Source organism: Edaphobacter sp. 4G125 (assembly GCF_014274685.1).
Lineage (GTDB): Bacteria > Acidobacteriota > Terriglobia > Terriglobales > Acidobacteriaceae > Edaphobacter.
Map to the genome: position 1 here is coordinate 2,252,115 of NZ_CP060393.1, position 23,044 is coordinate 2,275,158.

17 protein-coding genes and 1 tRNA gene are annotated in these 23,044 nt (G+C 53.3%); 7 read left to right on the plus strand and 11 right to left on the minus strand.

Annotated elements, in window-relative coordinates; genetic code table 11:
• The first annotated feature begins 183 nt into the window (after window positions 1-183).
• Together H7846_RS09440 and H7846_RS09445 are read left to right on the plus strand one after the other, a co-directional pair.
• Complete coding sequence (locus tag H7846_RS09440; protein WP_186691680.1) at window positions 184-1,911, plus strand: GWxTD domain-containing protein; 1,728 nt, start codon at window positions 184-186, stop codon at window positions 1,909-1,911.
• A 183-nt stretch (window positions 1,912-2,094) separates the two neighbouring features.
• Window positions 2,095-3,804, plus strand: a complete 1,710-nt coding sequence (locus tag H7846_RS09445) for a carboxypeptidase-like regulatory domain-containing protein (protein ID WP_222597485.1) — start codon at window positions 2,095-2,097, stop codon at window positions 3,802-3,804.
• 158 nt (window positions 3,805-3,962) lie between these two features.
• Here H7846_RS09445 and H7846_RS09450 read toward each other — a convergent pair whose 3' ends face one another.
• Window positions 3,963-4,694, minus strand: a complete 732-nt coding sequence (locus tag H7846_RS09450; RefSeq protein ID WP_222597486.1) for a carbohydrate-binding family 9-like protein — start codon at window positions 4,692-4,694, stop codon at window positions 3,963-3,965.
• Window positions 4,695-5,394: 700 nt separating this feature from the next.
• On the opposite strand from H7846_RS09450, the gene H7846_RS09455 reads away from it, so the two are divergent.
• Window positions 5,395-6,039: a gluconate 2-dehydrogenase subunit 3 family protein gene (locus H7846_RS09455; protein WP_186691684.1), complete on the plus strand. Its 645-nt coding sequence runs from the start codon at window positions 5,395-5,397 to the stop codon at window positions 6,037-6,039.
• Window positions 6,036-7,727, plus strand: a complete 1,692-nt coding sequence (locus H7846_RS09460) for a GMC oxidoreductase (RefSeq protein WP_186691686.1) — start codon at window positions 6,036-6,038, stop codon at window positions 7,725-7,727. The genes H7846_RS09455 and H7846_RS09460 overlap by 4 nt, the downstream gene beginning before the upstream one ends.
• A gap of 952 nt (window positions 7,728-8,679) precedes the next feature.
• On the opposite strand, the gene H7846_RS09465 is transcribed toward H7846_RS09460, so the two are convergent.
• The 5 genes from H7846_RS09465 to H7846_RS09485 all read right to left on the minus strand — a co-directional run bounded on the left by H7846_RS09465 (window position 8,680) and on the right by H7846_RS09485 (window position 16,871).
• Window positions 8,680-10,131, minus strand: coding sequence for a sodium:solute symporter family protein (locus tag H7846_RS09465; RefSeq protein ID WP_186691688.1), 1,452 nt, complete (start codon window positions 10,129-10,131; stop codon window positions 8,680-8,682).
• A 4-nt stretch (window positions 10,132-10,135) separates the two neighbouring features.
• Window positions 10,136-10,339: a DUF3311 domain-containing protein gene (locus tag H7846_RS09470; protein ID WP_186691690.1), complete on the minus strand. Its 204-nt coding sequence runs from the start codon at window positions 10,337-10,339 to the stop codon at window positions 10,136-10,138.
• A gap of 33 nt (window positions 10,340-10,372) precedes the next feature.
• On the minus strand, window positions 10,373-12,565 hold the full coding sequence (locus H7846_RS09475) for an alpha-amylase family protein (protein WP_186691692.1): 2,193 nt from the start codon (window positions 12,563-12,565) through the stop codon (window positions 10,373-10,375).
• A 34-nt stretch (window positions 12,566-12,599) separates the two neighbouring features.
• On the minus strand, window positions 12,600-15,860 hold the full coding sequence (locus H7846_RS09480) for a TonB-dependent receptor (RefSeq protein WP_186691694.1): 3,261 nt from the start codon (window positions 15,858-15,860) through the stop codon (window positions 12,600-12,602).
• Between the two features lie 102 nt (window positions 15,861-15,962).
• Window positions 15,963-16,871: an NAD(P)-dependent oxidoreductase gene (locus tag H7846_RS09485; RefSeq protein WP_186691696.1), complete on the minus strand. Its 909-nt coding sequence runs from the start codon at window positions 16,869-16,871 to the stop codon at window positions 15,963-15,965.
• A gap of 154 nt (window positions 16,872-17,025) precedes the next feature.
• Between H7846_RS09485 and H7846_RS09490 the strand changes: the two genes are divergently transcribed.
• On the plus strand, window positions 17,026-17,805 hold the full coding sequence (locus H7846_RS09490) for a FadR/GntR family transcriptional regulator (protein ID WP_186691697.1): 780 nt from the start codon (window positions 17,026-17,028) through the stop codon (window positions 17,803-17,805).
• Window positions 17,806-18,025: 220 nt separating this feature from the next.
• On the opposite strand, the gene H7846_RS09495 is transcribed toward H7846_RS09490, so the two are convergent.
• The 3 genes from H7846_RS09495 to H7846_RS09505 form a co-directional block, all read right to left on the minus strand.
• Window positions 18,026-18,101 (minus strand) — tRNA-Lys (locus H7846_RS09495).
• A 119-nt stretch (window positions 18,102-18,220) separates the two neighbouring features.
• Window positions 18,221-19,075 carry a menaquinone biosynthesis family protein gene (locus H7846_RS09500; RefSeq protein ID WP_186691699.1) on the minus strand — a complete coding sequence of 285 codons (855 nt, stop codon included), beginning with the start codon at window positions 19,073-19,075 and terminating at the stop codon, window positions 18,221-18,223.
• Window positions 19,076-19,154: 79 nt separating this feature from the next.
• Window positions 19,155-19,748 (minus strand): biotin transporter BioY, encoded by a 594-nt coding sequence (locus tag H7846_RS09505; RefSeq protein ID WP_186691701.1) that lies wholly within the window; start codon window positions 19,746-19,748, stop codon window positions 19,155-19,157.
• Between the two features lie 559 nt (window positions 19,749-20,307).
• On the opposite strand from H7846_RS09505, the gene H7846_RS09510 reads away from it, so the two are divergent.
• Both H7846_RS09510 and H7846_RS09515 read left to right on the plus strand, forming a co-directional pair.
• Window positions 20,308-20,703 carry an FtsB family cell division protein gene (locus H7846_RS09510; RefSeq protein WP_186691703.1) on the plus strand — a complete coding sequence of 132 codons (396 nt, stop codon included), beginning with the start codon at window positions 20,308-20,310 and terminating at the stop codon, window positions 20,701-20,703.
• Window positions 20,704-20,760: 57 nt separating this feature from the next.
• Window positions 20,761-21,402 carry a flavin reductase family protein gene (locus tag H7846_RS09515; protein ID WP_186691704.1) on the plus strand — a complete coding sequence of 214 codons (642 nt, stop codon included), beginning with the start codon at window positions 20,761-20,763 and terminating at the stop codon, window positions 21,400-21,402.
• On the opposite strand, the gene H7846_RS09520 is transcribed toward H7846_RS09515, so the two are convergent.
• Both H7846_RS09520 and H7846_RS09525 read right to left on the minus strand, forming a co-directional pair.
• Window positions 21,399-22,241 carry an ABC transporter ATP-binding protein gene (locus H7846_RS09520; protein ID WP_186691705.1) on the minus strand — a complete coding sequence of 281 codons (843 nt, stop codon included), beginning with the start codon at window positions 22,239-22,241 and terminating at the stop codon, window positions 21,399-21,401. The two genes, H7846_RS09515 and H7846_RS09520, sit on opposite strands and share 4 nt — an antisense overlap.
• 3 nt (window positions 22,242-22,244) lie before the next feature.
• Entirely contained in the window at window positions 22,245-23,024 is a 780-nt protein-coding gene (locus H7846_RS09525) for an MlaE family ABC transporter permease (protein WP_186691706.1), read from the minus strand.
• Between the last annotated feature and the right edge of the window lie 20 nt (window positions 23,025-23,044).

Sequence of the window (23,044 nt, forward strand, 5' to 3'; positions counted from 1 at the left end):
TTTCGTGGTCCAAATGTAAATACTTCAGAGGTTACGGGTGCCACGGCCACATTAACAACGTCTAAAAGGAAATGTTTAGGTGCGCCTGATGATATCAGGGTTCCAAAGTATGGTTCCACAGCTTGTAACGGGGGTGTAACCCGCTCTACAATACAGGTTGGTATCAGGAGTATTTCCAGCACTATGACCAGCTCGCGGCATGTAGTTTGTGGTACGGCTTTCCTTTCCTTGGTGTTGTGTGGGGCGTGGATACTGCCGGCCCAGGCGCAAAGTTCGCAGGGTGATGTGAAACAGGGAGCTCCAGTAGAGGAGAAGCCCGATCCGCTGAAGCGGCAGCCAAGCGATAAGGAGCGTTTCGCTCAGCAGAAGGCGCTGCGTCAGGAGTTGAAAGGCGTCTATAAGAAGTGGCTGGATGAGGACGTTCGGTGGATCATCACCGATCAGGAGATGCAGGCGTTCAAACATCTCTCGAATGATGAGGAACGCGACCAGTTTATTGAGCAGTTCTGGCTACGCCGCAATCCAAATCCTGACTCCCCGGACAATGAATACCGCGACGAGCATTACCGACGCATTGCGTATGCTAACGAGCACTTTGCGGCTGGCAAGCCGGGATGGAAGACGGACCGCGGTCATATTTACATTGCTTACGGCAAGCCGGATTCAATTGATTCGCACCCAAGCGGCGGCAATTACGAGCGCCCCATGGATGAGGGGGGTGGTAATACCTCAACCTATCCATTCGAGGTCTGGCACTATCGGTATCTTCAAGGCATTGGTGACAACATCGACATTGAGTTTGTCGACACCTGCATGTGCGGCGACTACCACATGACCATCGACCGTTCTGAGAAGGACGCGTTGAAGTACGTTCCCGGAGCCGGTGCAACGCTCTACGAGCAGATGGGAATGGCGGAAAAGAAGGACCGATTTACCGGCGGCGGCCTGGAGCAGTTGGGAACTGGGCCGATGTCGACGATGAACCAGTCGAAGCAGTTCGATCGTCTGAACCAGTATGCCAAGCTGATGGCGGCTCCGGAGATCAAGTTCAAGGACCTGGAAGCCTATATGGTGAGCTCGAAGATTCTCACCGGGCCTCCTTTCCTGTTTGATGTCCGCACCGACTACGTCAAGGTGACCAACGATACGGTTCTGGTCCCGATTACACTGCAGATTCGTAACAAAGACATCACCTTCCAAAATAAGGACGGAGTCGCGACGGGAACGGTCAATATTCTGGGACGCGTTTCTAACTTGAATCATCGTGTAATTCAACCCTTTGAAGATACGGTGCAGGTACAGGTTCCCAGCGAGCTTTTGGGACGGACCCAGAACAACGCTTCGGTGTATTGGAAGTCGATTCCGCTGCGTCCAGGCTTGTACAAGATCGATATAGTGATCAAGGACGTCAATAACCCTGATCACATCGGACGGTGGCAGCGCAGCATTAATGTTCCGAAGTACGATGACGACCGCTTAGCCGCATCCTCGTTGATCTTGGCTGATCAGATGGAACGGGTACCTTCGAAGGACATTGGTGCCGGTAACTTCGTCATTGGGAACACTCGGATTCGCCCGCGCGTTTCGTCGGGAGGGACGCAGCCTGTGACGTTCCACCGCGATCAGAGCTTGAACTTCTGGATGCAGGTGTATAACCTCGGAATCGACGAAAAGAGCAAGAAGAACGACGCGACGATTGAGTACCAGGTGACGAATCTGGGTAACAACCAGACAATCCTTGAAACTCAGGAGTCGACGACCAAGACGAATCCGAATGCAGATCAGGTCACTCTGGAGCGGTCGATGCCATTGACCAGCTTGGAGCCTGGAAAGTATCAGATCACCATCAAAGTCAATGATGGGATCTCCAAACAGCAGATCGCAGAGTCTGCGCCGTTTGTAGTAGATTGATTCGCTGTAAAGCGAATCCTGTTTTCGGGAGGCGACACGGTTTACGCAGATATCAGCAGGTGTAAACCGGTCCTTGGTGCTATCTTTTGATGCTGCTCTCGGTTTAGAGAGGGTGTATTTTGAGGACCAGCCTCCGACGCCCAGGTGCTTAATACGGTGCAACGAATTCGATTGAAGATCCCGATGCTGGCAGGAATGGTTCTGGCGATCTCGCTGCGTGGATGGGCAGCGGTTCCTGCTGCTGTGTCTGGAGTGGTCCGCGATGCGCAAGGAGTGGTTCAGATGGGCGCCTTGGTTCAGGTTGTGGGCGCCGATTCGAGCATTCTGGGAACAGCGTTTACGGATCTTCATGGGCGATATTTGATCGCTAATCTTCTTCCTGGAAGATACGATGTGCGTGCTTCTGCCGCGATGTTTGTTCCAGCCATGCGCGGCAATCTGCAACTGAGACCGGGAGCTAGAGCGGTCGTAAATTTAACGATGAACGCGATCTTCGACGCGGCGTCATGGATTCCTGCAGAACGTCGCAAGGCCGATGAGCCGAAAGACGATTGGACTTGGACGCTGCGATCCGTAGCCAATAAGCCGATTTTGCGCGTCTTCGATGAGAACGGCGATGTCGTGATGGCTTCATCCAGCGCGGCCGAACAGTCTCGCACCTCCGACAAGGCCAGAGCGTCGGTTTCTTCAGGAGACGGAGCTTTCGGGGCTGGTGGAATCCATAATGTGTTTCAGATCGATCGCTCGATGCCGGATGGTTCCGATGTACAAATCCGAGCCGATATTGGAGCACGGACGGGGCCGTACTTGCAGGCACCCTCTACTTCTCTGCAGGCCGGGTATCAAAGAAAATTAGGTTTTTCTGGTGCAGGAAGGCTGGTTACGAGTTATCAGTCGCATCCGGAGATGGTCGGAACCGGAGGCGCTGCGGGATTGGAGGCAATTCAGCTTGCTTCGGCTGAGAAGACTGAGCTTGGCGATGCTGTAGACCTTGAAGTTGGTGGCACGGTTTATGTAGTCCGCGGTCCCGCATATGCCATGGCTTCGCGCCCCTTTCTGAAGGTGACGGCGCACCCTGTAAAAGGGTGGGATGCAGGATACAAGATGGCCACGTCGCGCGACCTCCAATCCTTTCAAGGACTGGATACTGTTGAATTGGAGCTTCCTGTTGCCGTAATGGAACAAGGGCGAATGCGGATGGAGAGTGGCCTGCATCAAGAGCTCTCATTGGGCCATAAGACGGGCCGTGGCATGATCCAGGTCTCCTATTACAAGGACAATCTCGAACGGACGATGCTTTCTGGAGGAGGAACGCTAACTCGAAGCGATCTGACTGCTGCGGCATTAGCTGGCTCGACTGCAAACGGCATGGTTGCAGATACTGCGACGGGCTCTTTCCGTATGCTCGGGACGGGATACTCCTCGCAAGGAGTCAACCTTCTCATGACGGAGCCTATCACGCCGGCCTTATGGGTTGCCGTGGAATACAGCACAGGGAATGCACTGGCGGCTCCTGAAGGGAAACGGCCGATGCATCTGGAGAGCGTCTCCACCGAACTGAAGTCGAAGGCAACGCAGTCGGCAACGATTGCGCTGAAAGGTCGCGTGATTCACAGTGGAACCCAGGTTCGTGCATCGTATCGCTGGCAGCCTGAGGGTACGGTAACGGCCGTCAATCCATTTGCCGCCTTTAGCGATCAGGCGTATCTGAGTTTCCTGATTCGTCAGCCCATCCGTTGCAGGGGAGTGTTCCCGAATGGACTTGAAGCAACGGTGGATATTACCAACTTATTGGAACAGGGATACAGGCCCGTACTTTCGAAGGATGGAAGGACGCTTTTCCTGGCTCAGACTCCACGAATGATTCAAGCTGGGCTGGCGTTCAATTTCTAGGCACTGGCTGACAGTGATGGAGCTGACCTCTGTTAGAGCAACAAGAGGCGGGCGATTTCCACAAAATCTAAGCACTGAACCAATCGCAAAGTGGGACCTCAGATTCTGAGGTCCCACTTGCTTTGCAATTTGATTTTCTTCCAATCCGTGTTGGGCGACTATTTTTTGCCCGCAAGTAGAAGCGTTCCGAAATGCTCGGGGACGTGGAAACTCTTGCTCATCGTGGGTTGCCATGAGAGATAGTGACGCGTCTCCATCGGTCCCTGGCAGCGGAAGAGATTAATGCGCAAGGTTTCCCCGGAAGCGGGTGGGTGAGAGGTAAGAGACGAGAAGGGAATCTTCATCGCGCCGTACCACACCTTGTGAGCGCTATCGATGCGCGCGCTTACTTTAAAGCCAGAACTCCACTTCACGGCGTTTCGATTTCCTTGATGGTCAAGATCTATATCGAGATCGACCCATTCGCCTTGCGGTGAAACCTCAAATTCCTTATAGCGTCGAATATTTTCGAAGTCCGAGCCGATAAAAGCCTCGGCAACGTCCCAGTTCCACAGTTGATTGGTTTCTTCGGCTGTGTTGGGAGAGGGTTTGAGATGCAGTTCTTCATAGGGAGCGATAAAGAGCAGATAAAGATTGTTTTTCGTCCAGCGTGAACGGATTTCGGTGCGATGAGAGGGAACGGGATTGCCGAAGGTGTCTCCCGTGATAAAGACAGGCTTTGATTTGCGCCAGAAAGAGGACGATGGATTCGTCGTGAGGTCAGTGTCATGACCTGACTGCACGGCAGTGATGGTAGAGGATGGGGAAGCCTCATGGGCAGATTGCGCGAAGGATATTGGGCTCATGAAGGTCAACGAAGCAAGAAGAAAAGCGCAGGAGAGGTTTGGCATGGAAGATGAAATTCCTCGGCAGATCTGACTGGAATTGAAGGAAGAATCTGCCGGTTCAAAATACATCGGAGCAGATGCGATCCCTTCCCAAACATCATGGCATGAAACAATCTCGATCAGTAAGCGCGGGATAAGACGGATGGCCTACGAAGTAAGGAAAAAAGTCGATACTCTTCAGGGCAAGTTTATCTCTTGAATTGCGTCCACGCGATAAGCGGGGATCCAATAGCGAAAAGCCAGGCCAGTGTATGCGCAAATGGGATTCCGTCTGATCCATTCCAGGTCAAGGTCACTAAAGCTGCGACCCAGATCACAAGCCAAGAGACAGCGGTGATGGCTGCCACAACCCGGGGGTTTGGTGGATGAAATTCACGCATGGCGTAAACGTATCAAAAATATGGGGATAGCTCTACATCTCCAAGGTAGGGGATAAAACCTACTACCTTCGTGCATCGAGATGTCTGACGAAAATCTTCCTAAAGACATTAGCTCTACCTCTCTTGGATGCTTCGAGAGTGTGAGGAAGATGTAAACAAGAAATAGTCGAGGTGAGTTATGGGTGTAGATAAATGAGGTGGCGATTTTTTCTGTACTCTAAAACAAGCCCAGATTAGGGAAGCCTCTCACAGAGGTGATCCGGCGGGGCAGAAGATTCGACCTATTGCAGGTGGAGGGTCAATACTGATGATAAGGAGATTTCATGCAACGACGTGATGTTCTGAAGCTGCTGGGGACGGCCGCAGCTATCTCTGCCTTACCTCAGGAGGCGCTAGCGATTTTGCAGCAGGCAAGCGCGCAGGTGGCGGCCTCAACCGGACTCAGAACCTTTAATCCACATCAAAATGCTACGGTCACGACCCTCGCTGAGCTGATTATTCCTGAGACGGATACGCCTGGCGCAAAGGGAGCCAGGGTGAACGAGTTCATCGACCTGCTGCTTACGGAATGGTTTGAACCCACCGAGACTCGCCAGTTTCTGGCAGGGCTAGCCGATGTAGATCAGCGCAGCCAAAAGATGTTTGCCGCGGATTTCGTCAACTGTAAGTTGGAACAGCAGACAGAGCTACTAAAGCAGCTGGACGATGCCGCGATGGAATTTACGAAGAAGCAGAAGGCCGAGCAGCGAAATCCCCAGAGGAGTTCGCAGATGGCTGCATTACCGGACATGCAGAAGCCAGAGCAGCAGGAGGCGAAGCATCCGCCGGTCAACTTCTTCTATCAATTCAAGAAGTTGACATTGACCGGCTACTACACCTCAGAGATCGGCTTTGAAAAAGAACTCGGTAAGTCAATTATCCCGTCCGGTCACTCCGGCTGCGCTCCTTTGTCGGAGGTGACTCGATGAATGTACTGACCAATAAGACCAACACTTATGACGCGATCGTCATCGGTTCAGGCATCAGCGGTGGATGGGCCGCCAAGGAACTGACTGAAAAAGGCCTCCAGACACTTGTACTCGAAGCCGGTGAATTGATCGTGCCGGAACGCGACTACGTGGAGCACGTGCCTACGTGGGATGTGAAATTCCGGGGCATGCGCGATCGGCAGTACATGAAGGTACACCAGCCGATGCAACAGCACATCGCAGACGAGTGGAATTCCAAGTTCTTCGTCGACGACCTCGAAAATCCCTACACAACGCCGCCTGACCAGCCATACCTGTTTCTGCGCGGACGCCACCTCGGCGGACGTTCTGTTATGTGGGGGCGGCAGAGCTATCGCTGGAGCGACCTCGACTTTGAAGCCAATATCAAAGACGGCCACGGCGTTGATTGGCCCATCCGTTACAAGGATATCGAACCCTGGTACGACTACGTCGAAGACTTCATCGGTGTCAGCGGACAGGCCGAAGGGCTACCGCAGCTTCCCGACGGCAAGTTTCTTCCGCCTATGGAGATGAACTGCGCCGAGATTGCCATGCGTGATGTTGTAGCGCAGAAGTTCCCTGACCGCCGTCTGACCATCGGGCGTACCGCCATTCTCACCGTACCGCATCGCGGGCGCGCTGCCTGCCACTACTGTGGCCCCTGCGCTCGTGGCTGCATCACGCGGTCGTACTTCAGCAGCATCCACTCCACGCTGCCCGCGGCCGAAGCCACTGGTAAGATGACGCTGCGCCCCTACAGCGTCGTACAAAGCCTGGCCTTCGACAGGAAGACGCGGCGTATCACGGGTGTACGCGTGATCGACGCCAAGACAAAAGAGACACTGGAGTTTCATTCCAAGGTAGTCTTCCTGTGCGCTTCAACGTTGGAGTCAGCGAGGATCCTGATGAACTCGGCAACGCCAGAGTTTTCGACCGGCCTGGCCAACTCAAGCGGCCAGCTGGGACGCAATTTGATGGATCACATCTTCCACAGCGGTGCCAGTGGCCTCATGCTAGGGCATGAGGACCGGCAGCAGATCGGCAACCGTCCCAACGGTATTTACATGCCACGCTTCCGCAATGTTAAGGATAAGCACCCGGACTTCGTGCGTGGTTACGGCTTCCAGGGCGGCGGGGGACGCGAAGACTGGGGTCGCGGCAGCGAAATGTCAGGCTTCGGCGTCGACTTCAAGCATAAATTGCGTGAACCTGGACCATGGCGGTTTAGCTTTGGCGGTTTCGGCGAATGCCTGCCGCATCCAGACAACCGCATGGAGTTGAACAAGGACAAGCTCGACGCCTGGGGTATTCCCACGCTGAGAATCAGCCACAAGTGGCGTGAGAATGAGTTGGCGATCTTCAAGGATGCGACCGCTACAGCTGCCGAAATGCTCGAAGCAGCTGGGGCCAAGGACATTACTCTGTCCACAACGCCCTCGCAGCCCGGCGAAAGTATCCACGAAATGGGCAGTGCCCGTATGGGACGCGACCCGAAGACCTCGGTGCTGAACTCTTGGAACCAAGCGCACGATATAAAGAACCTCTTCATTACCGACGGCTCCTTTATGGTGTCATCAGCTTGCCAGAATCCATCGCTGACTTATATGGCGATGACTGCGCGTGCCTCCGATTATGCCGTCCGTCAACTGAAGCAGGGGGATCTCTGATTACCTTGCTGCCATGATTGCGCCCTTTGTAGGCGAGCATTTTGAAATCAGGTTCTCTCTGAAGTCTTTCGCATGATCGATGAGAGGACCTGATTTTTTGACAGTAAAACAAAGAGAGATGAGAGTCGCCCCGCATCGAATAGGCTGAGTCAACAAAAGCTGTCAGAGCTGTCCAATGTCCCCAAACAACTATTAATTTGATTGAGCGAGAGGGTAAACGCTGTCCTCCTTAGGGTTGTGACGAAGTTGGTTGCCCATCTCGGATGGTCTCGTATCAGAGATGCACCTGCTATATCCCGAGATCTACGTGCAGAACGATCTCTTCCGAAGATGCCGTAATGCTTTTACATCGAAAAACTCCTCATATCTGCATTGTGATCTTGGCATTCCTGGCAGGATTCATTGTCTCCAATTCTCTGATTGCAGGTACTGCATTTAGTCAATTTTCTATATGTAAAGAAAATATTACGAAGTTTTTTCAAGGCAGTAATGACGTACATGATCCAAACACTTTCTCTTTGGAGCTTTAAATTGGAACAGGTTGGATCGTAATGCTCTGAACGCTAGATCGGCAAGAAATATCGCTTCAACTATTACAGAAGGATGGATGGGAGTGTGGTTTGCCCGATATGCTTTGTACCAGTTGCAATCGTAGAGACAGGACAAAGGAGTTGGGAAATAGCAAGGAGACGTTATGCGTCCGAGCAGGTAGTGAATCTGCTTCGACAGGTGAAAGTGGCAGTTGAGAATGGAAAGACGACAGGGAAGGCAGCTGAGATTACAGAGCAGACGTACTAATCGCTAGCGTAAGGAGTACGGTGGACAGCAGATCTAATATGCACCAACCGATAGTCTCGATCGACAGCACAGGGGTTCTATTTCGGCCCGAGCGTTATCAATAGATTTGATTGATATCTTTGCGATTTTTGATGTTCTCATCTTCTGCCGTAGTCTATGAGACTTCATTCAGGGGTAACGGATTCGTCTGCGGTGGCGTGAGCAGACTTATCATCCAGGTAAAGAATACATTCAGGAGTAGGGAGAGGAACCCGGCGTTGATTCCGTGGAAGGGATCGTTATGCGAGAGCATGAGTATCGAGACCGAGATGAGGCCAATGATGAGTCCACTGGCAACGCCGATAGTTGTTACACGAGGCCAGAATAACCCAAAGACGACAGCAGGAAAGAACTGCGAAACGCCAGCATAGCCCAATAGCAGAAGTGCGACCAGAGTTGTTGAATTATGCAGAGCGAGGTAAAAGCTGATGGAGGCGAGGACCAGCACCATTAGCTTCGCGAGCCGCGCAACGCTCTGTTCATTCATTTGAGGCGAGAAGAGAGGGCGGTAGACATTCTTCGCAAAGAGGGTCGATGACGTAAGAATGATGATTGCTGCCGGAACCATGGCGGTCAGGGCACCTGCTCCGCCGATTACCCCGAGGAACCAGGCAGGGAAAACTCTGCGGGCAAGCACCAACAGAGACATATCGGGGTTGGTGAGATCCGGAATCAGCAGAACCGCGGAGAAACCTGCGATGAAGATGAAGACCAGACTCGCCGTGTAAAGAGGTGTAATGATCGCGTTGCGGCGCAGAGTCTCGCTGCTTTTAGCTGTAAACGCGGAGCCAAAGGTGTGTGGCCACATATAGAAGCCACATGCGCTGAGCAGGACCGTGGATATGAACCAGGAGTGCCCCATGACCTTTGTTGCGCTAGGCATGGTCAGATGCGTGGGATGCGTGGTAGCGAGTTGATGGAACAGGGGAGTTATCCCACCAAAGTAGTGATAGGGGATGTAGATTCCGATGGCTAGCGCAGCAACAATCATCAGAAAGTCTTTGACGACGGAAACCCACGCAACTGCGCGCATTCCCCCCAGAAAAACGAAGCAGGCCACAATTATGACGGCAATCAGAATGGAAAGATCCCGAGGGATCTGATCGAAGCTGCATACCTGCACGATGATGCCGAGGCCGGCGAGTTGAATCTGCAGGTAGGGAATGATGAACAGTACGCCGGTGAGAGAGGTAAAGATCGATAGCGGCTTACTGTTATATCTCCTTTCAAAAAAATCCGACTGAGTTTGCAGACCATGCTTGCGTCCCAGGTACCATATGTATGGCAGGATGAAGAACGAGATCACGTAGCCCAGGGTGATGTAGGCCATGATGTAGAGCGCCGGCCCCCCGCGCGAATAAGCCCATCCGCTTGCCCCTAGAAACGCAAACGTGGTGTAAAGCTCGCCGGCCATAAGAAGCCATACGAAGACAAATCCCAGGCTGCGGCCCGCAACGGACCATTCTTCCAGGCTCTTTGTCTGGCCGACGCTTGCTCGAAGCCCCACAAGCGTTCCTGCGAAGACAATAAAGAAGATGATGCTCATGGCTACGACGGTATGAGTCATATCGCTAATCTCGATCGCGGTTTTCTTCGACTGAATTGGCTACAGTGATACAGAGACTGCTAATAGCAATCCAGGCAATGAGCCAGAAGAGGTTGAAGGGTAACCCGAAGATCATCGGGGTTACCCGGTCCCACAAGGGCACGGTGAAGCACATACCGATGAAGGGAATCAGGCCGAGTCCTACGGCTTTTAGAGATGGCTTCTGCATATCGACAGGCTTACGTTGCGTGCGAGGCTGATATTAAACAAGATCAATGGCGATGACCTCATAGTCCAGGACAGATGGGACGTGGAATTTCAGAGTGCTTCCATTAACAGTATGTTGTACTGCACCTGTCTTCATCAGTGCGTGAACCTTCTCGACTCGCTTGCCCTTAGGGATCTCCACCTCTACATCCTGCGGTGGCGAGGCGATCAACTCGTGCATCTGAGGGCGCATGGCCATGGGATTTGTGAGATTGACCAGATGCACGGTCATGGAATCCTTCTGCAGCCATACTGTTGCATCGAACATTCCCTGTCCCTGCACGCGAAGAGGATGAGGCTCGTTATTGACCCAGTTGATGGCGTTGAGCAGGAGAAGCGCATGATCGTAGGCCATGACTTCCCAGTACACGCGATCGATATCCCACGGGAAGTAGACGACTCTTCCGGCGCCGATTTGGTTCATGAAGACCTCAGGAGCATCGGTTTTGTCGAGGGTCCAGAAGGTCTTTTCCATTGGAAGATTTGCTACTGCCGGAATACGCAGGAGAGGCTGTTTGCCTGCTTCATCATGCGACTTTACATTGAGCTGCCATGTTCCGCCGATGATCGTGTCCGCATCTTCAAGACCCTTAAGCATCGATCCATACAAAGGACTGGACTTTTCAGGATAGAGATAGGTGTTTTGCAAAGCGGTCTTGCCGTTTGCGCGAGAAACGAACGATGCTCCGAAGAGATCAGCCAGAGCGAAGTCTTTCCTGGGATTACCCTGCTCGTCGTAAAGAGAAGTCTCATAGGTTGCTACGAGACTGCCTCCCTTCTGCACATAGTCGCGCAATTGCTGGCATTGTTGATCGGAGAGCGCGGCGATATTAGGTAGAATGAGGGTCTTGAAGCGGCTCAGGTTGGCAGCATCCAAGTTGAGCTCGTGCACCATTTCGAATGGAATTCGAGCTTCGATAAGAGCCTGATAGAAGCCCAACTGGGGGTCTTCGACGAGGCGGTGCATATCCGCGGCACCTGCATAGAACTCCGCGGTCTGCTGGGAGTAGACGATGCCGATTCTGGCTACAGGAGAGGTGTTGCGGAAGTATTTCTCGTTCTTGTAGTGCCAGACGTAGAGATCTTCGATGACCTTCTGGCCGCGCTTATCGTGCAACTGGCCGGAGACCATGTTGAACCACGGACGCAACCCGTTGGCCATGCCGTCCTGTACCCAGAGGCGAGTTTCGGCAGGGCTCTTGGTTGAGTTGAGCCATCGATAGGGAGAGACGATGCCGACGTTGAAGATGCCGCCAATGGCCTTGTTGCCCAGGGTGGAGCGATACTCCTTGCCATTCTTTCCGTTTGCCCACGGCACCATGACGCGTTCGCGGCACTGTCGATCTGCAAAGAGCGTAGGCGCAAGCTCGCCAACTTTCTTCATGTTCAGACCGCTTGTCGCGCCTCCGCCGGAGTTTGCGATGTAACGGGCGTTCGGCCGAACTTTACGAATGACGCCATCCCACTTCTCCCATATCTCGAAGCGACGTGCCTGTTCCCACTTAAGATAGTTGCGATAGACCGGATTGCGCGGATTGCGCTCTAGCGGAAGATCCTGACTGTAGGCTGCCCGAAAATCCTGACGACAGTGCTCGCAGTAGCACATGCCATTGCCAGTCCAGCGGTTTGCGAAGATGCCATCCACGTCGTACATCTCGACGATCTCCTGCGTAACCTCTGTCATGAAGTCGAGATTGTATGGTCCGAGGGTGCAGGTGAGCCACATGCCGGGATAGTCCGGATGAGGCCGTTTCTTGCCATCGGGCCCAACGGAAATCCAGTCGGGATGAGCCTCTGCGACATCATCATAGGTGGCATGGGGATCGGTACGCGCAAGCACGACCATGTCTTGCTTGCGGCAGCCCTCAAGCATCACTGTCCAGAAATCCTCATGTCCTTCGAGCCACTTGCTGCGGTGCTGATACTTAATCTTCGTGGGATAGAACGCCACCACACCACCTGCAGAAAGACAGAGTGCATCGGCATGAATCCTGCGAAAGAAATCCAGCCAGTACGCCCGGTCCATTTTGGCGACGTCGTCTTCGCTCAGGTTTAGCTGCGCCCAGCGCATAGGGCGATCAAACCACTCGGCACCCAAGGGAGAGAGGGGGGACGCGCCACCCGGCGAAGCCATCGCAAAGGCGGTCATCGCGGCCGAAGTCTGCAGGAACTCTCTACGAGTCATCATTTTGATTTCTTTCTCCATAGAAACGTAGTTGTTATTAGAACTGGTAACGCAATGCAAATTGCATAATACGGGGGTCGCTTGCCGAGCGAATGGAGGCAAAGCTAGTGGAGAAGTTATTGAAGTTGCTGTCGGGCTGGCCGAAGTTAGCGTGGTTCAGCGCATTGAAGAACTCTGAGCGGAACTGTACCTTTCCGTATCTCTCTCCGAGTGGGAAGCTTCTTACAAGGGAGAGGTTTACATTCTGCAGACCAGGGCCGCTGAGCGAGTTGCGTCCGGAGTTGCCATACTGTCCTGGGTTGTTCGCTACATAGGCGCTCTTATTAAAGAATTGCGCCAGCTTGTCCGCATGGTTGCTGTAGCTGGATCTCTGTGGATTGCCGACAACGTTCGGGCGATCATAACCAACGCCCGTTAAGGATGCGTCGCGTCCAGTGACTACATTGAAAGGCAAGCCGCTCGACATCTGAATTAGGCTGTTGACGGACCAGTTGGAAAAGACCTGGCGAAGAACAGGATTGGCGTTCTTGTAGAAGGGAATCTGGTAGACGATGGAGCCGGAGAAGACGCTACGGCGGTCGAAGTCGGAGCGCGCGCGGTCGGCGGCAGGATTAGCAGGATCTTGCGGGAACTGCCCGAGGTTTGTTGCGGAGTATTGATCGAGCAGTTTGCCCCAGGTATAGGCCAGCTTGAAGGTGAGTCCGTTGGAGTAGTTCTTCGAAAGCGAGGTCTGCATAGAGTGATAGGTTGCCGGTGAACACATACAGATAACGCGAACACTCGCGTAGGTTCCTGGCAGCAGCGGGCGCCGCGCATCGGTATTTGCCAAGGTCGCGCCGGGGCCGTAGACGGCGGGGTTGGCCTGAGTCATGCGCACGAGCCCGTGTTCCAGCTTGCCCACATAACCGATGTTGAACTGCATACCGCCGAAGATCTCCTGTTGAATGGAAGCGCTGATGTTGTGTACATAAGGCGAGTTCAGCGTTGGAGCAAGAACCGTGAAGAGGCTCATGGGAAAGGTGAAGCGCGGGTTGGAAGGATTGTAGGTATAAGGGAAGGGGTCGACCGTGCCGCGGTATGGATCCGTGAGGCTAGAAGGCACGTTGAGAGTGTTCGAGATCACAAAGGGCTGATTGACGGCTGCATATGTGAAGATGTCGGAGCGAAGATCTTCAAAGAACAGGCCGTAAGCGGCGCGAATGCTCATACGTCCATTGCCGAGCGGATCGTATGCAACGCCAATACGAGGAGCTATGTTGGTATAGTTAGTCGCCACCAGTCCATTCTGAATATTTCTGTCCCCGGGAAATACCATCCCGAGCGGAGCTGAAGGAACGACGGTCGATTGTTGCCCGGCGCGAAATGTATTCGTACGATTTCCCGTAATGCCGAAGGGCTGGAAGATGGAGTAGCGCAGACCGAGGTTGAGGGTGACACGGTCGGTCAGGCGATAGTCGTCTTGCACAAATGCGTAGCCATCCCAGGTCTTCGCGTTGCGATGGTATGGGCTGGCCTGCAGAAGAGTTGCCGGACGGCCAATGAGGAAATCGGCGAATGCGTTGCCGGTTACTGTAATCGTCGAGCCGGGGTTCGACGGATTGGGAACGGTTCCAGCGGTCCTGGTTCCATTGAAGGTAAACGTCCCGTTGTTGCCTGAAGAGCCGAAGTTGTAGAGCTCGAGCCGTTCGATTTCGCCGCCGACGCTGATGGAATGCTTACCGTGCGTCCACCGGAACGTATCGCCGAGCTGATAGATGTTGTCATGCTCGTTGAACAGGTCGGTTACGTTGAGATTGATAAAACCGCTGATGTTGATGTTGGGCAGCTGCGGTGAGATGACACCAGGAAAGTTCGCGCCGAAATCGGAGAGCTGCCGAGTATCCTTCTGGGTTACGTTGGAATCGATTCTTGCTACCGAGAGGCGAAGCTCGTTCAGCAGGGAAGAGGAAAAGGCGTGCGTTGCGCCTAGAACCCAGCTTTGCAGGCTGAGCGAGGTATCGCTGGTCGCGTAGGGAGCGAAGGTGCCAGCCTGATTCGTCAGCGTGCCTTTGTCGCGGAAGTAACGGACATAGAGAGAGTCCTTTTGCGTCACGTTGTAGTCGGCGCGTCCGACGTACTGATCATCCACTGACGGATTCGGGACCTGGATGGAGACGTTGGAGCCTGTGGGAGAGGAAGCAACAAACTGATTCAGGATGCGGACGGCCGTGGGGTCAAAGTCCGACGTTGGAATCTGACCGACATAGACGCTGTTACGAATAGGGTCACGCATGATCAGAGGATTGCCCGACGCATCGGTGAACATTCCATTGCGCTGCGCCTGCGTGGGAACGAATGACGGTGCAAGGATCTGTGTCTGGTGAATGCGAGTTCCCTGATAGGAGAAGAAGCCGAAGAGTTTATTGCGTATGATCGGTCCACCGAGCGTGCCGCCAAACTGGTTCTGAATCAGGGTTGGCTTCTTGTTGGGCGGGCGGGTAAAGTAGTTTCGCGCATTCAACGCCGTGTTACGTAGGTAGTCATAGGCGGAACCATGAAACTTGTTGGTACCGGCGCGTGTCACAGCAATAAAGATCCCGCCCGAATTGCGGCCATACTCGGCGCTGGGACTGGAGGTCAAGATCTGAAACTCCTGCAGCGCATCAGGATTGGGAAGATTGAGGGCCGTATTCTGCGTAATGTTTTTCCACGAGGCTCCATCGAAACGGAACTCGTTTTGCGTATCGCGGCCTCCGGCTACAGTAATGCTGGGGCCGCTGCGGCTCTGCGTCTGTACCGTTGGTGCTGCGAGAATGTTGGTCACGCCCGGCACTACTGCAGCGAGCTGCATCGCGTTGCGTCCGTTGAGGGGCAACTCCTGAATGCGTTCGCGGTCAACCAACTCGCCCATGACAGCAGAGTGGGTATCGACGGTATTGACCTGCGCATCGACCTGCACTGTCTGTGACGCGGCGCCTAGTGAAAGCGTGATGTCGACACGTGCATTCTGGTTAACCACAAGCGTGATGCCTGTCTGCACGAATGTCTGAAAACCATTCATCGTTGCCCTAAGCTCATAGGCACCGATGGGGAGGTTTGTGAACAGATAACCTCCCTCATTATCGGTGGGTATCGTACGCGTGAAGGACGTGCCGGCATTGGTAACTGTCACCTCTGCGCCGGGTATAACAGCTCCGCTTGAATCATGCACGACACCCAGCATCGAGGCTGTCGTGCTCTGAGCATGAAGCTGGTGAGTTGATAGAAAACCAAAGAAGAAAAATGCAACAAAGGCTGAGAGAGAGAGAGTCCGGAACATATATGTGTGCCTCCGTACGATCAATGACGGTGTAATTTCATGCCCTCGGGTATTGAACTTTCGAGTTCGATACCTACGAAGGCGAGCATCTTTTCGAAAGAGCTAAACCGGGCCTATTAGCTCGGCCTGCCGAACTTTGCAGAATGCGACATCTTCCAGCGCACGAATAGAGCCGCTGATGTCTTCGTCGCCATATCCCATTGCAATGGCCGAACGAAGCTGTTGCTGTGAAGAGGCGGTGACTGGAAGAGGTATGGTCAGCTCGGCCCCCACGGCGATCGCTAATGCAAGATCCTTTTCCAGCCACCGCACGGAGAAGGTCGGCGAAAAATCTCCGCGCAGTACCGTTTCGGCCTTTGCCGCCACGTAGCCTGATCTCGCTCCGGTGTTGTTGATGATATCGATCATCACCTCTGGGGCTACTCCACCCTTTGTGCTGAGAACAAGACCTTCATTGAAGGCCTGAATGATATTTCCTAGGATCAGATTCTGCGTCACCTTGGCGTGCAGACCTTTTCCATGCTTTCCGCAGTAATAAAGCCGCTGCCCCATTGCTTCAAGCAGGGGGCGTGCCTCTTCGAAGACGGCCTTGTCACCGCCGACCATAAACGACAACGTTCCTGTCTCAGCGCCGACCTTTGAACCTGTACACGGCGCATCGAGAAAGCGAATCTGTTTGCTGCCAAGTTCCACGGCGATTTCTTTGCTTACCATCGGAGAGATCGTGCTGCAATCGACGATGAGTGAGCCTGGCCGCGCGGTCCTGATGAGGCCACTTGCGCCAAGGATGACCTCACGTGACATCTCTGTATTGCCCACGCAGAGAAAGATGACGTCGCTGTTCCGGGCGACTTCTGCTGGCGTGTCCGCTAGCTCGCAACCGTTCGCTTTTGCAAAGCGTGTCACCTTCTCGCGGTTATGCGACCACACCGTCAGATGATGACCTGCCTGAATGAGCCGCAGTGTCATCGGAGCCCCCATAATTCCCAGACCTAGAAAACCAATATTCATTGAGGCAGAACTCCCCGGTACAAGATGTGGTGCTTTCGCACAGAAACGAACTGGTCCTTCATGTAAAAATTATCGAGAAGGTTGTCATATTGTCAGACCATTGTCAAGCGATTTTAATCTTGCTTTGCCCAACGACTCATGTACCTTGAAAAAGATGGAACGCACACAGACGTCTCTTAAGAAGACAAGCCAGATAAGACTCAAGCCCATCCACAGGAGCTCGATTAGCGACAACATTGTTCAGCAGATCATCGCTCTGATTTCGAGCGGCGAGCTGAAGGCGGGGCAGCGCCTGCCGTCAGAGAGAGACCTCTGTCTGCGCTTTGGCGCCGGACGCTCGTCGTTGCGGGAGGCATTGCGCTGCCTTTCCATCATGGGTGTACTCACAGCCCGTGTAGGAGATGGGACCTCCGTCGCCATGGATGGAAACAAGTTTCTGGAGACGGTGCTGCAATGGCGGATGAGTGTGCAGCAGCATAAGATCGAAGATTTGATGCAAGTGCGTATCGCACTGGAAGGCATCAGTTCGGAGGCAGCAGCAACTAATGCAGATGAGGCTGATCTCAAAACCCTGGAAGATCTGATCGCGAAGATGGAGAATGTTGTCAGCGATCCCAAACGCTTCGCTGCTTTAGATCTGGAACTTCATCTCGCACTGGCTAGAAGCTCGAAGAATAAACTTCTTCTCGATTTGATTACTCTGATCCAAGGGCAGCTCGAGCGTGGCGTGTCAAGAGTTCTGCAGACACAGAATGCCATCCCCCTTTCTGTAAAAGAACATCGCAATATCATTGCAGCGATCATTGCGCGTCGTCCAGAAAAAGCACATGAAGCGATGGATACCCATCTAAAAGCAGCTATACGGCGTTATCGGAATTCAATAGCAGAGCAGAGTGATCCAAAGCGATGGAAGACTGAGGGAAGGGCTCCCTGAAACCGACGATTCAACCTGTTCGTCGAGCAACAGTTCAGCTAACTCTAAAGCGAAGAATGATTGTAAGAGTTGCGGTTATCCAACGTCAGGAGCTGGAACCATTGCGGAAGGCCGTCAATCAACGCAACCGGCGTAAAAATCGTTTGGCCAGGTTTTGGAAAATGATGAGTATGGGGCAGACGATTTGAATCGGTATCTGCTCGCTGGTTGAGGTTTTAGATGGTGGACGCGGAAGGAATCGAACCTTCAACCTGTCGATTAAGAGTCGAATGCTCTGCCAGTTGAGCTACGCGTCCAGGATTTATGCAATTCCTCAGGGAGAGGAACATCGTATGAGAGCCGTTGGTGGCTGCGATCACTTGACTTGTTAAGGATAACACAGCCTGCAGGTTAAATGTGGCCTGCAGGCTGCGTTTTAGCCCACAAAATCAACTTTTGCGCGATGCGGAATGATTCCACGGTCGTACCCCATCTCCAGCAGCTTGCGGATGGCTTCGCGTCCGTCCTTGCCATAGTTCAAGGTGCGTTCGTTGACATACATTCCGACGAAGCGGTTCGCCAGGTTTGTGTCGAGATCGCGTGCGAATTGCATGGCATACGCAAGGGCTTCTTCGCGATGGTCCAGCGCATGTTGAATGCTGTCACGCAGAGCGTTGGTTGCCATCAACATCGTCTCCTGTCCGAGGGAACGACGGATGGCATTGCCGCCAAGCGGAAGAGGAAGCCCTGTCTGTTCACGCCACCACTGGCCCAGGTCGAGCAACTTGATTAAACCGTCATTCGCATAGGTGAGTTGGCCTTCATGGATAATGAGGCCGGCGTCGAACTCTCCTGAGACTACAGAGGGGATGATTTTATCGAAAGGAACCACGCTATATTCGATATCCGGGGCGAAGAGCCGAAGCGCAAGGAAGGCGGTCGTAAGAGTTCCAGGAACCGCGATACGGGTCTTCTGCGCTTCAGCGAGGGTGAGCTTGGGATTGGCGACAATCATGGGGCCATATCCTTCTCCGACGCTGCCTCCACAGGCCATCAGCGTGTAGTTGTCCTGCAGGTAGGGATAGGCGTGGAAGGAGATCGCTGTGACATCGTAAAAAGCCTCGTTAATTGCCTTGTGGTTGAGGGTTTCAATGTCGGTCAGCACATGCGTAAATTTGTAGCCAGGTACCCGAACCTTGTTGGTGGCTAGGCCATAAAACATAAATGCATCATCGGAGTCGGGACTATGAGCAATGTTGATCTCTTGAACTGAGGCTTGCGGGGCGGTCATGATGCGAGATTCCTCAAAAGTTATAAAGCGACATGGAAAGGAGGCCACTGCTGGTCTCTAGAAATGGTAGATCGAAGTTTCAGGCGCGGCGCCAGCGATGGAGCGAAGTCGCAAGCCCTGCCGCGGCAGCAACCTTGACGATCTCGCCGGGAAGGAAGGGAGCAATCGCCATCGTCCAGATGTGGGATGCGCTGAGGTGAAGTAGCTGGGCCAACCAGAGTGATCCGCAGCTGAAGATGATGAATGTGGCAAGAACTCCAGCGAAGGCAGCACGAACATAGATGGAGCTGAAGCGAATGGAACGAAAGGCCCAACCGGCTACGGCCGCTGCAAAGGGATAGGAGAGAAGGTATCCGCCCGTAGGCCCGAAAATCTGGGCGAGCCCACCTACCCCCTGCGGATTGAATACGGGAAGCCCCATAGCTCCTTCTGCCAAGTACAGAGCAAGCACAGAGAAGCCGGTAACTGGGCCTAGCATCAATCCTATGAGCAGGACGGCAAAATTCTGAAGTGTCAGCGGAACCGGGGTGAAAGGCAACGGGATCGAAATGTGCGCGCATGCGCCGACAAAGAGTGTAGCGGCAAAGGCAATCACGAAACGGCCAGGTATGGACTGAGGAAGAGCGCGAGAAGAAGTTTGAGAAAATTCCGAATTAGAAAGGGTAGATTGCATAAAAATCCTTTCACGCTAAAAGCGTTTGGCTGAAGCTGACCGTAAACCAGAGACTACATGAAGGGTATCGGCATGGACATCGTTTCGGTGCTCAAGGCTCGTGTTCGAGTTTGTTTCGCAAGAGCGATGAACGATGTGGAGTCCGTCTTTCTGGGAGGGAGAAATAGGGTCTTTTTTTGCGGTAATAGAGTGTACTGTCTGATGCGAGCGCACCCTCATTGAGCGCGGAGATCCATATTCGGTTGCCGCTTTAAGATGCTCCTCAAAACTGGGGGGAGGAGGAGGCTCGTGGTGGTTCTTACGTTGGCTGGCACGGATATGGTGAACGATAGCCACCGTTGCTCCGACCAGGGCAAGACCGCAAAGCATCGAGATAGCAAAAAGGATATGCACCATGAGAAGGATACCAAGCACGGGAGCGTCGTGCATCGGATTCCTTCCAGTACATGCGGAAAACTCTTGTTGAGGCCACTTTGAGTACAAACTAGGTACATATCTATGTCCAAAAGCCAAATTCTTGAAGGTTTATAGCTTGGAAATCTGTACTCTTATCTAGACGATGACCATTACAGGCACAAAGGACGCGCAGCACTCCCATCACGGCGTGGTGATGCATGTGGTTCTGTGGGCCGTAGGTGGTTGGCGCCGGTGGGCGACCGTTGCAGCGGCAGCACTCGCAATTGGTCTTGGATACCATGTGGTGTTCGGTCAGAATGGTCTAATCTCCTACGAACGAAAGACTCATGACGCAAAATTGCTGGACCAGCAGTTGAAGACGCTGCAGCACGAAAACGAGTTGCTCAAAGGACATGTCGAGCGGTTGCAGAATGATCCAAGCGCGATTGAGCATCAGGCGCGCGAGGAGCTCCACTACACGCGCCCCGGTGAGGTGATCTATACATTGCCTGCGACCTCGGGGGCGTCGACGCCTTCCTCTAAGACCTCTCGTCCATAGATCTCTTCTCATATCTTCACATCTGCTTGCGATACTCTTCTCAGCAGAAGAGGATTTATGAGATTTGAAGTAGAAAAGGCAAAACCTCGCGAGATTTATAACCTTTTGATCGGCTTGGTCGCACCTCGTCCTATTGCGCTGGTTACAAGTATGGATGAAAACGGTGTTCTGAATGCCGCGCCGTTCAGCGCCTATAACTATTTTTCGACTGACCCTCCAATTGTAGGTATCGGAGTTACGGACCGGCCGGCCGTTGATTTCGTCCCAAAAGATACAGCGCGGAATATTCGCCGGACGGGGGAATTCGTGATCAATGTTGTAACAGAAGACCTCGCTGAACAAATGAATATCTGCGCGACGGACTTTCCAGCGGGCGTGTCGGAACTCGAAATGGCAAAGCTCGAAACTGTTCCTTCGGAACTTGTCAAAGTGCCACGGATTGCCCGAGCGCACGCTGCTCTGGAATGCCGGGAGCATACTACTTTAGAGGTTGGCCGTTCCCGCATCGTCCTGGGGCGTGTCGTTTCTATCTATGTGGAAGACAGGTATGTCGATCCTGCTGGATCGTACATCCGAGCCGAAGAATTGCATGCAATCGGCAGAATGAATGGACTCGGGGCCTACGTACGAACGCGCGACAGCTTTATAAGTATTCCGCGAATCTCCTACGAAGAGTGGAAGAGAAGAGAGCAGGGTTAGGAAAGATAGTCACGAAGCCAGGGATCGTTGGAGTGAACCAATTCGCGGGTTGTTCCATCGAAGATCACTCGGCCTTCATTTAGCACAAGGAATTTCGTGCTTTCGTCGACACCGCCGTTTGGAATTGATTCCATCTGCCCAGTTTCCGGGTTGAAGCGGTTCATCGCCAGAGTGAAGGCATCCTGTAATCGATGGGTGATCAGAAGCGATGTGGTGTGGCTGACATCACGTTGCTTCATCACGAGCTCGATGATTGTGGTCGAGGTGATTGGGTCGAGTCCTCCGGTAGGCGAATCGTAGAGGATGAGATCCGGCCTGGAGATAATTGCGCGGGCAATAGAAACACGGCGACGCATACCTCCTGAAAGTTCGGATGGAAACTTCTGGATCGCCTGCTCGAGTTCCACAAACTTCAGTGCTTCTACAACCCGGGAGTGAGCCTCCTCTACGGGAACATGCTCTTCATGCAGACGATAGGCAACGTTATCTTCGACAGAAAGCGAATCAAAGAGGGCGGATTCCTGGAAGACCATTCCGATCCTTGCACGAAGCTTGAAAAGATCGCGTTCTGGCAAAGAAGTAATCTCTTGGCCAAAGACAAAAATCTTTCCGGAGTCTGGGCGCAAGAGGCCGTTTGCCAGCTTCATCAGGACAGATTTTCCCCCGCCAGCAGGGCCAAGGATGATACGGGTCTCGCCGCGACCAACTGTGAAGGAGATATTCTCAAGAACCGGTTTTAAGTCGAAGGCAATCGATACATCCTTGAAGACAACTATAGGATCGTGCTCATCGAACTGGTCTTGCTGCGGATCGTGATTCGTAAGCAGACCTTCTCCCATACCTTACCTGCCAAAGATGCCGATCATGGCTCGACTGACGATAAAGTCTACGATGATGATGAAGACTGACGACACGACGACTGCCTGGGTCGTCGACCGTCCAACACCCTGTGTCCCTCCCTTGGTGTTCATTCCGAAGTAACAGCCCACAGTTGCAATGATGAATGCGGAAAAGAGGGGTTTGGTCAAACCCTGTACAACGTCGGCATATTGGAGCGAACTATAGGAGGTGTGGAAATAAGAAGAAGCGTTCAGGCCAAGTAGTGTGACGCTGACCAAGGCTCCGCCAGCAATCCCTACGGCATCGGCAACGATCGTAAGAAAGAGGAGCATAAAAACGGTGGCATAGAGGCGCGGAGTAACCAGCTTTCGTATAGGATCTGTGCCGAGCGCGCGCATCGCATCAATCTGTTCGGTCACCTTCATGGAGCCCAGCTCAGAGGCCATGCCCGCAGCATTGCGCCCTGAGACCATGAGGCCAGTCAACACCGGGCCAAGCTCCTTGACCATAGAGAGGGCGACGAGGTTGCCGGTCATGCTGATGGCCCCGAAGGCCTTCAGGGAAGTAGCCGATTGTAGGGCAAGGACGCAGCCGGTGAAGAAGCCGGTCAATACGATGATGGGCATCGAGCCTACGCCGATGGAGTCCATCTGGGTAAAGATATCCGCCCAGTAGCGCGGTCGGGAGAACATAGCCGAGATCGCCTGCCACGAGAGTATGGAATACTCCTGAACGGCAGTGATCTTCTGCTTGGCGAAATCTTCTGGAGAGACGAAGGACATGTCGTATCTGTGGCTCAGAG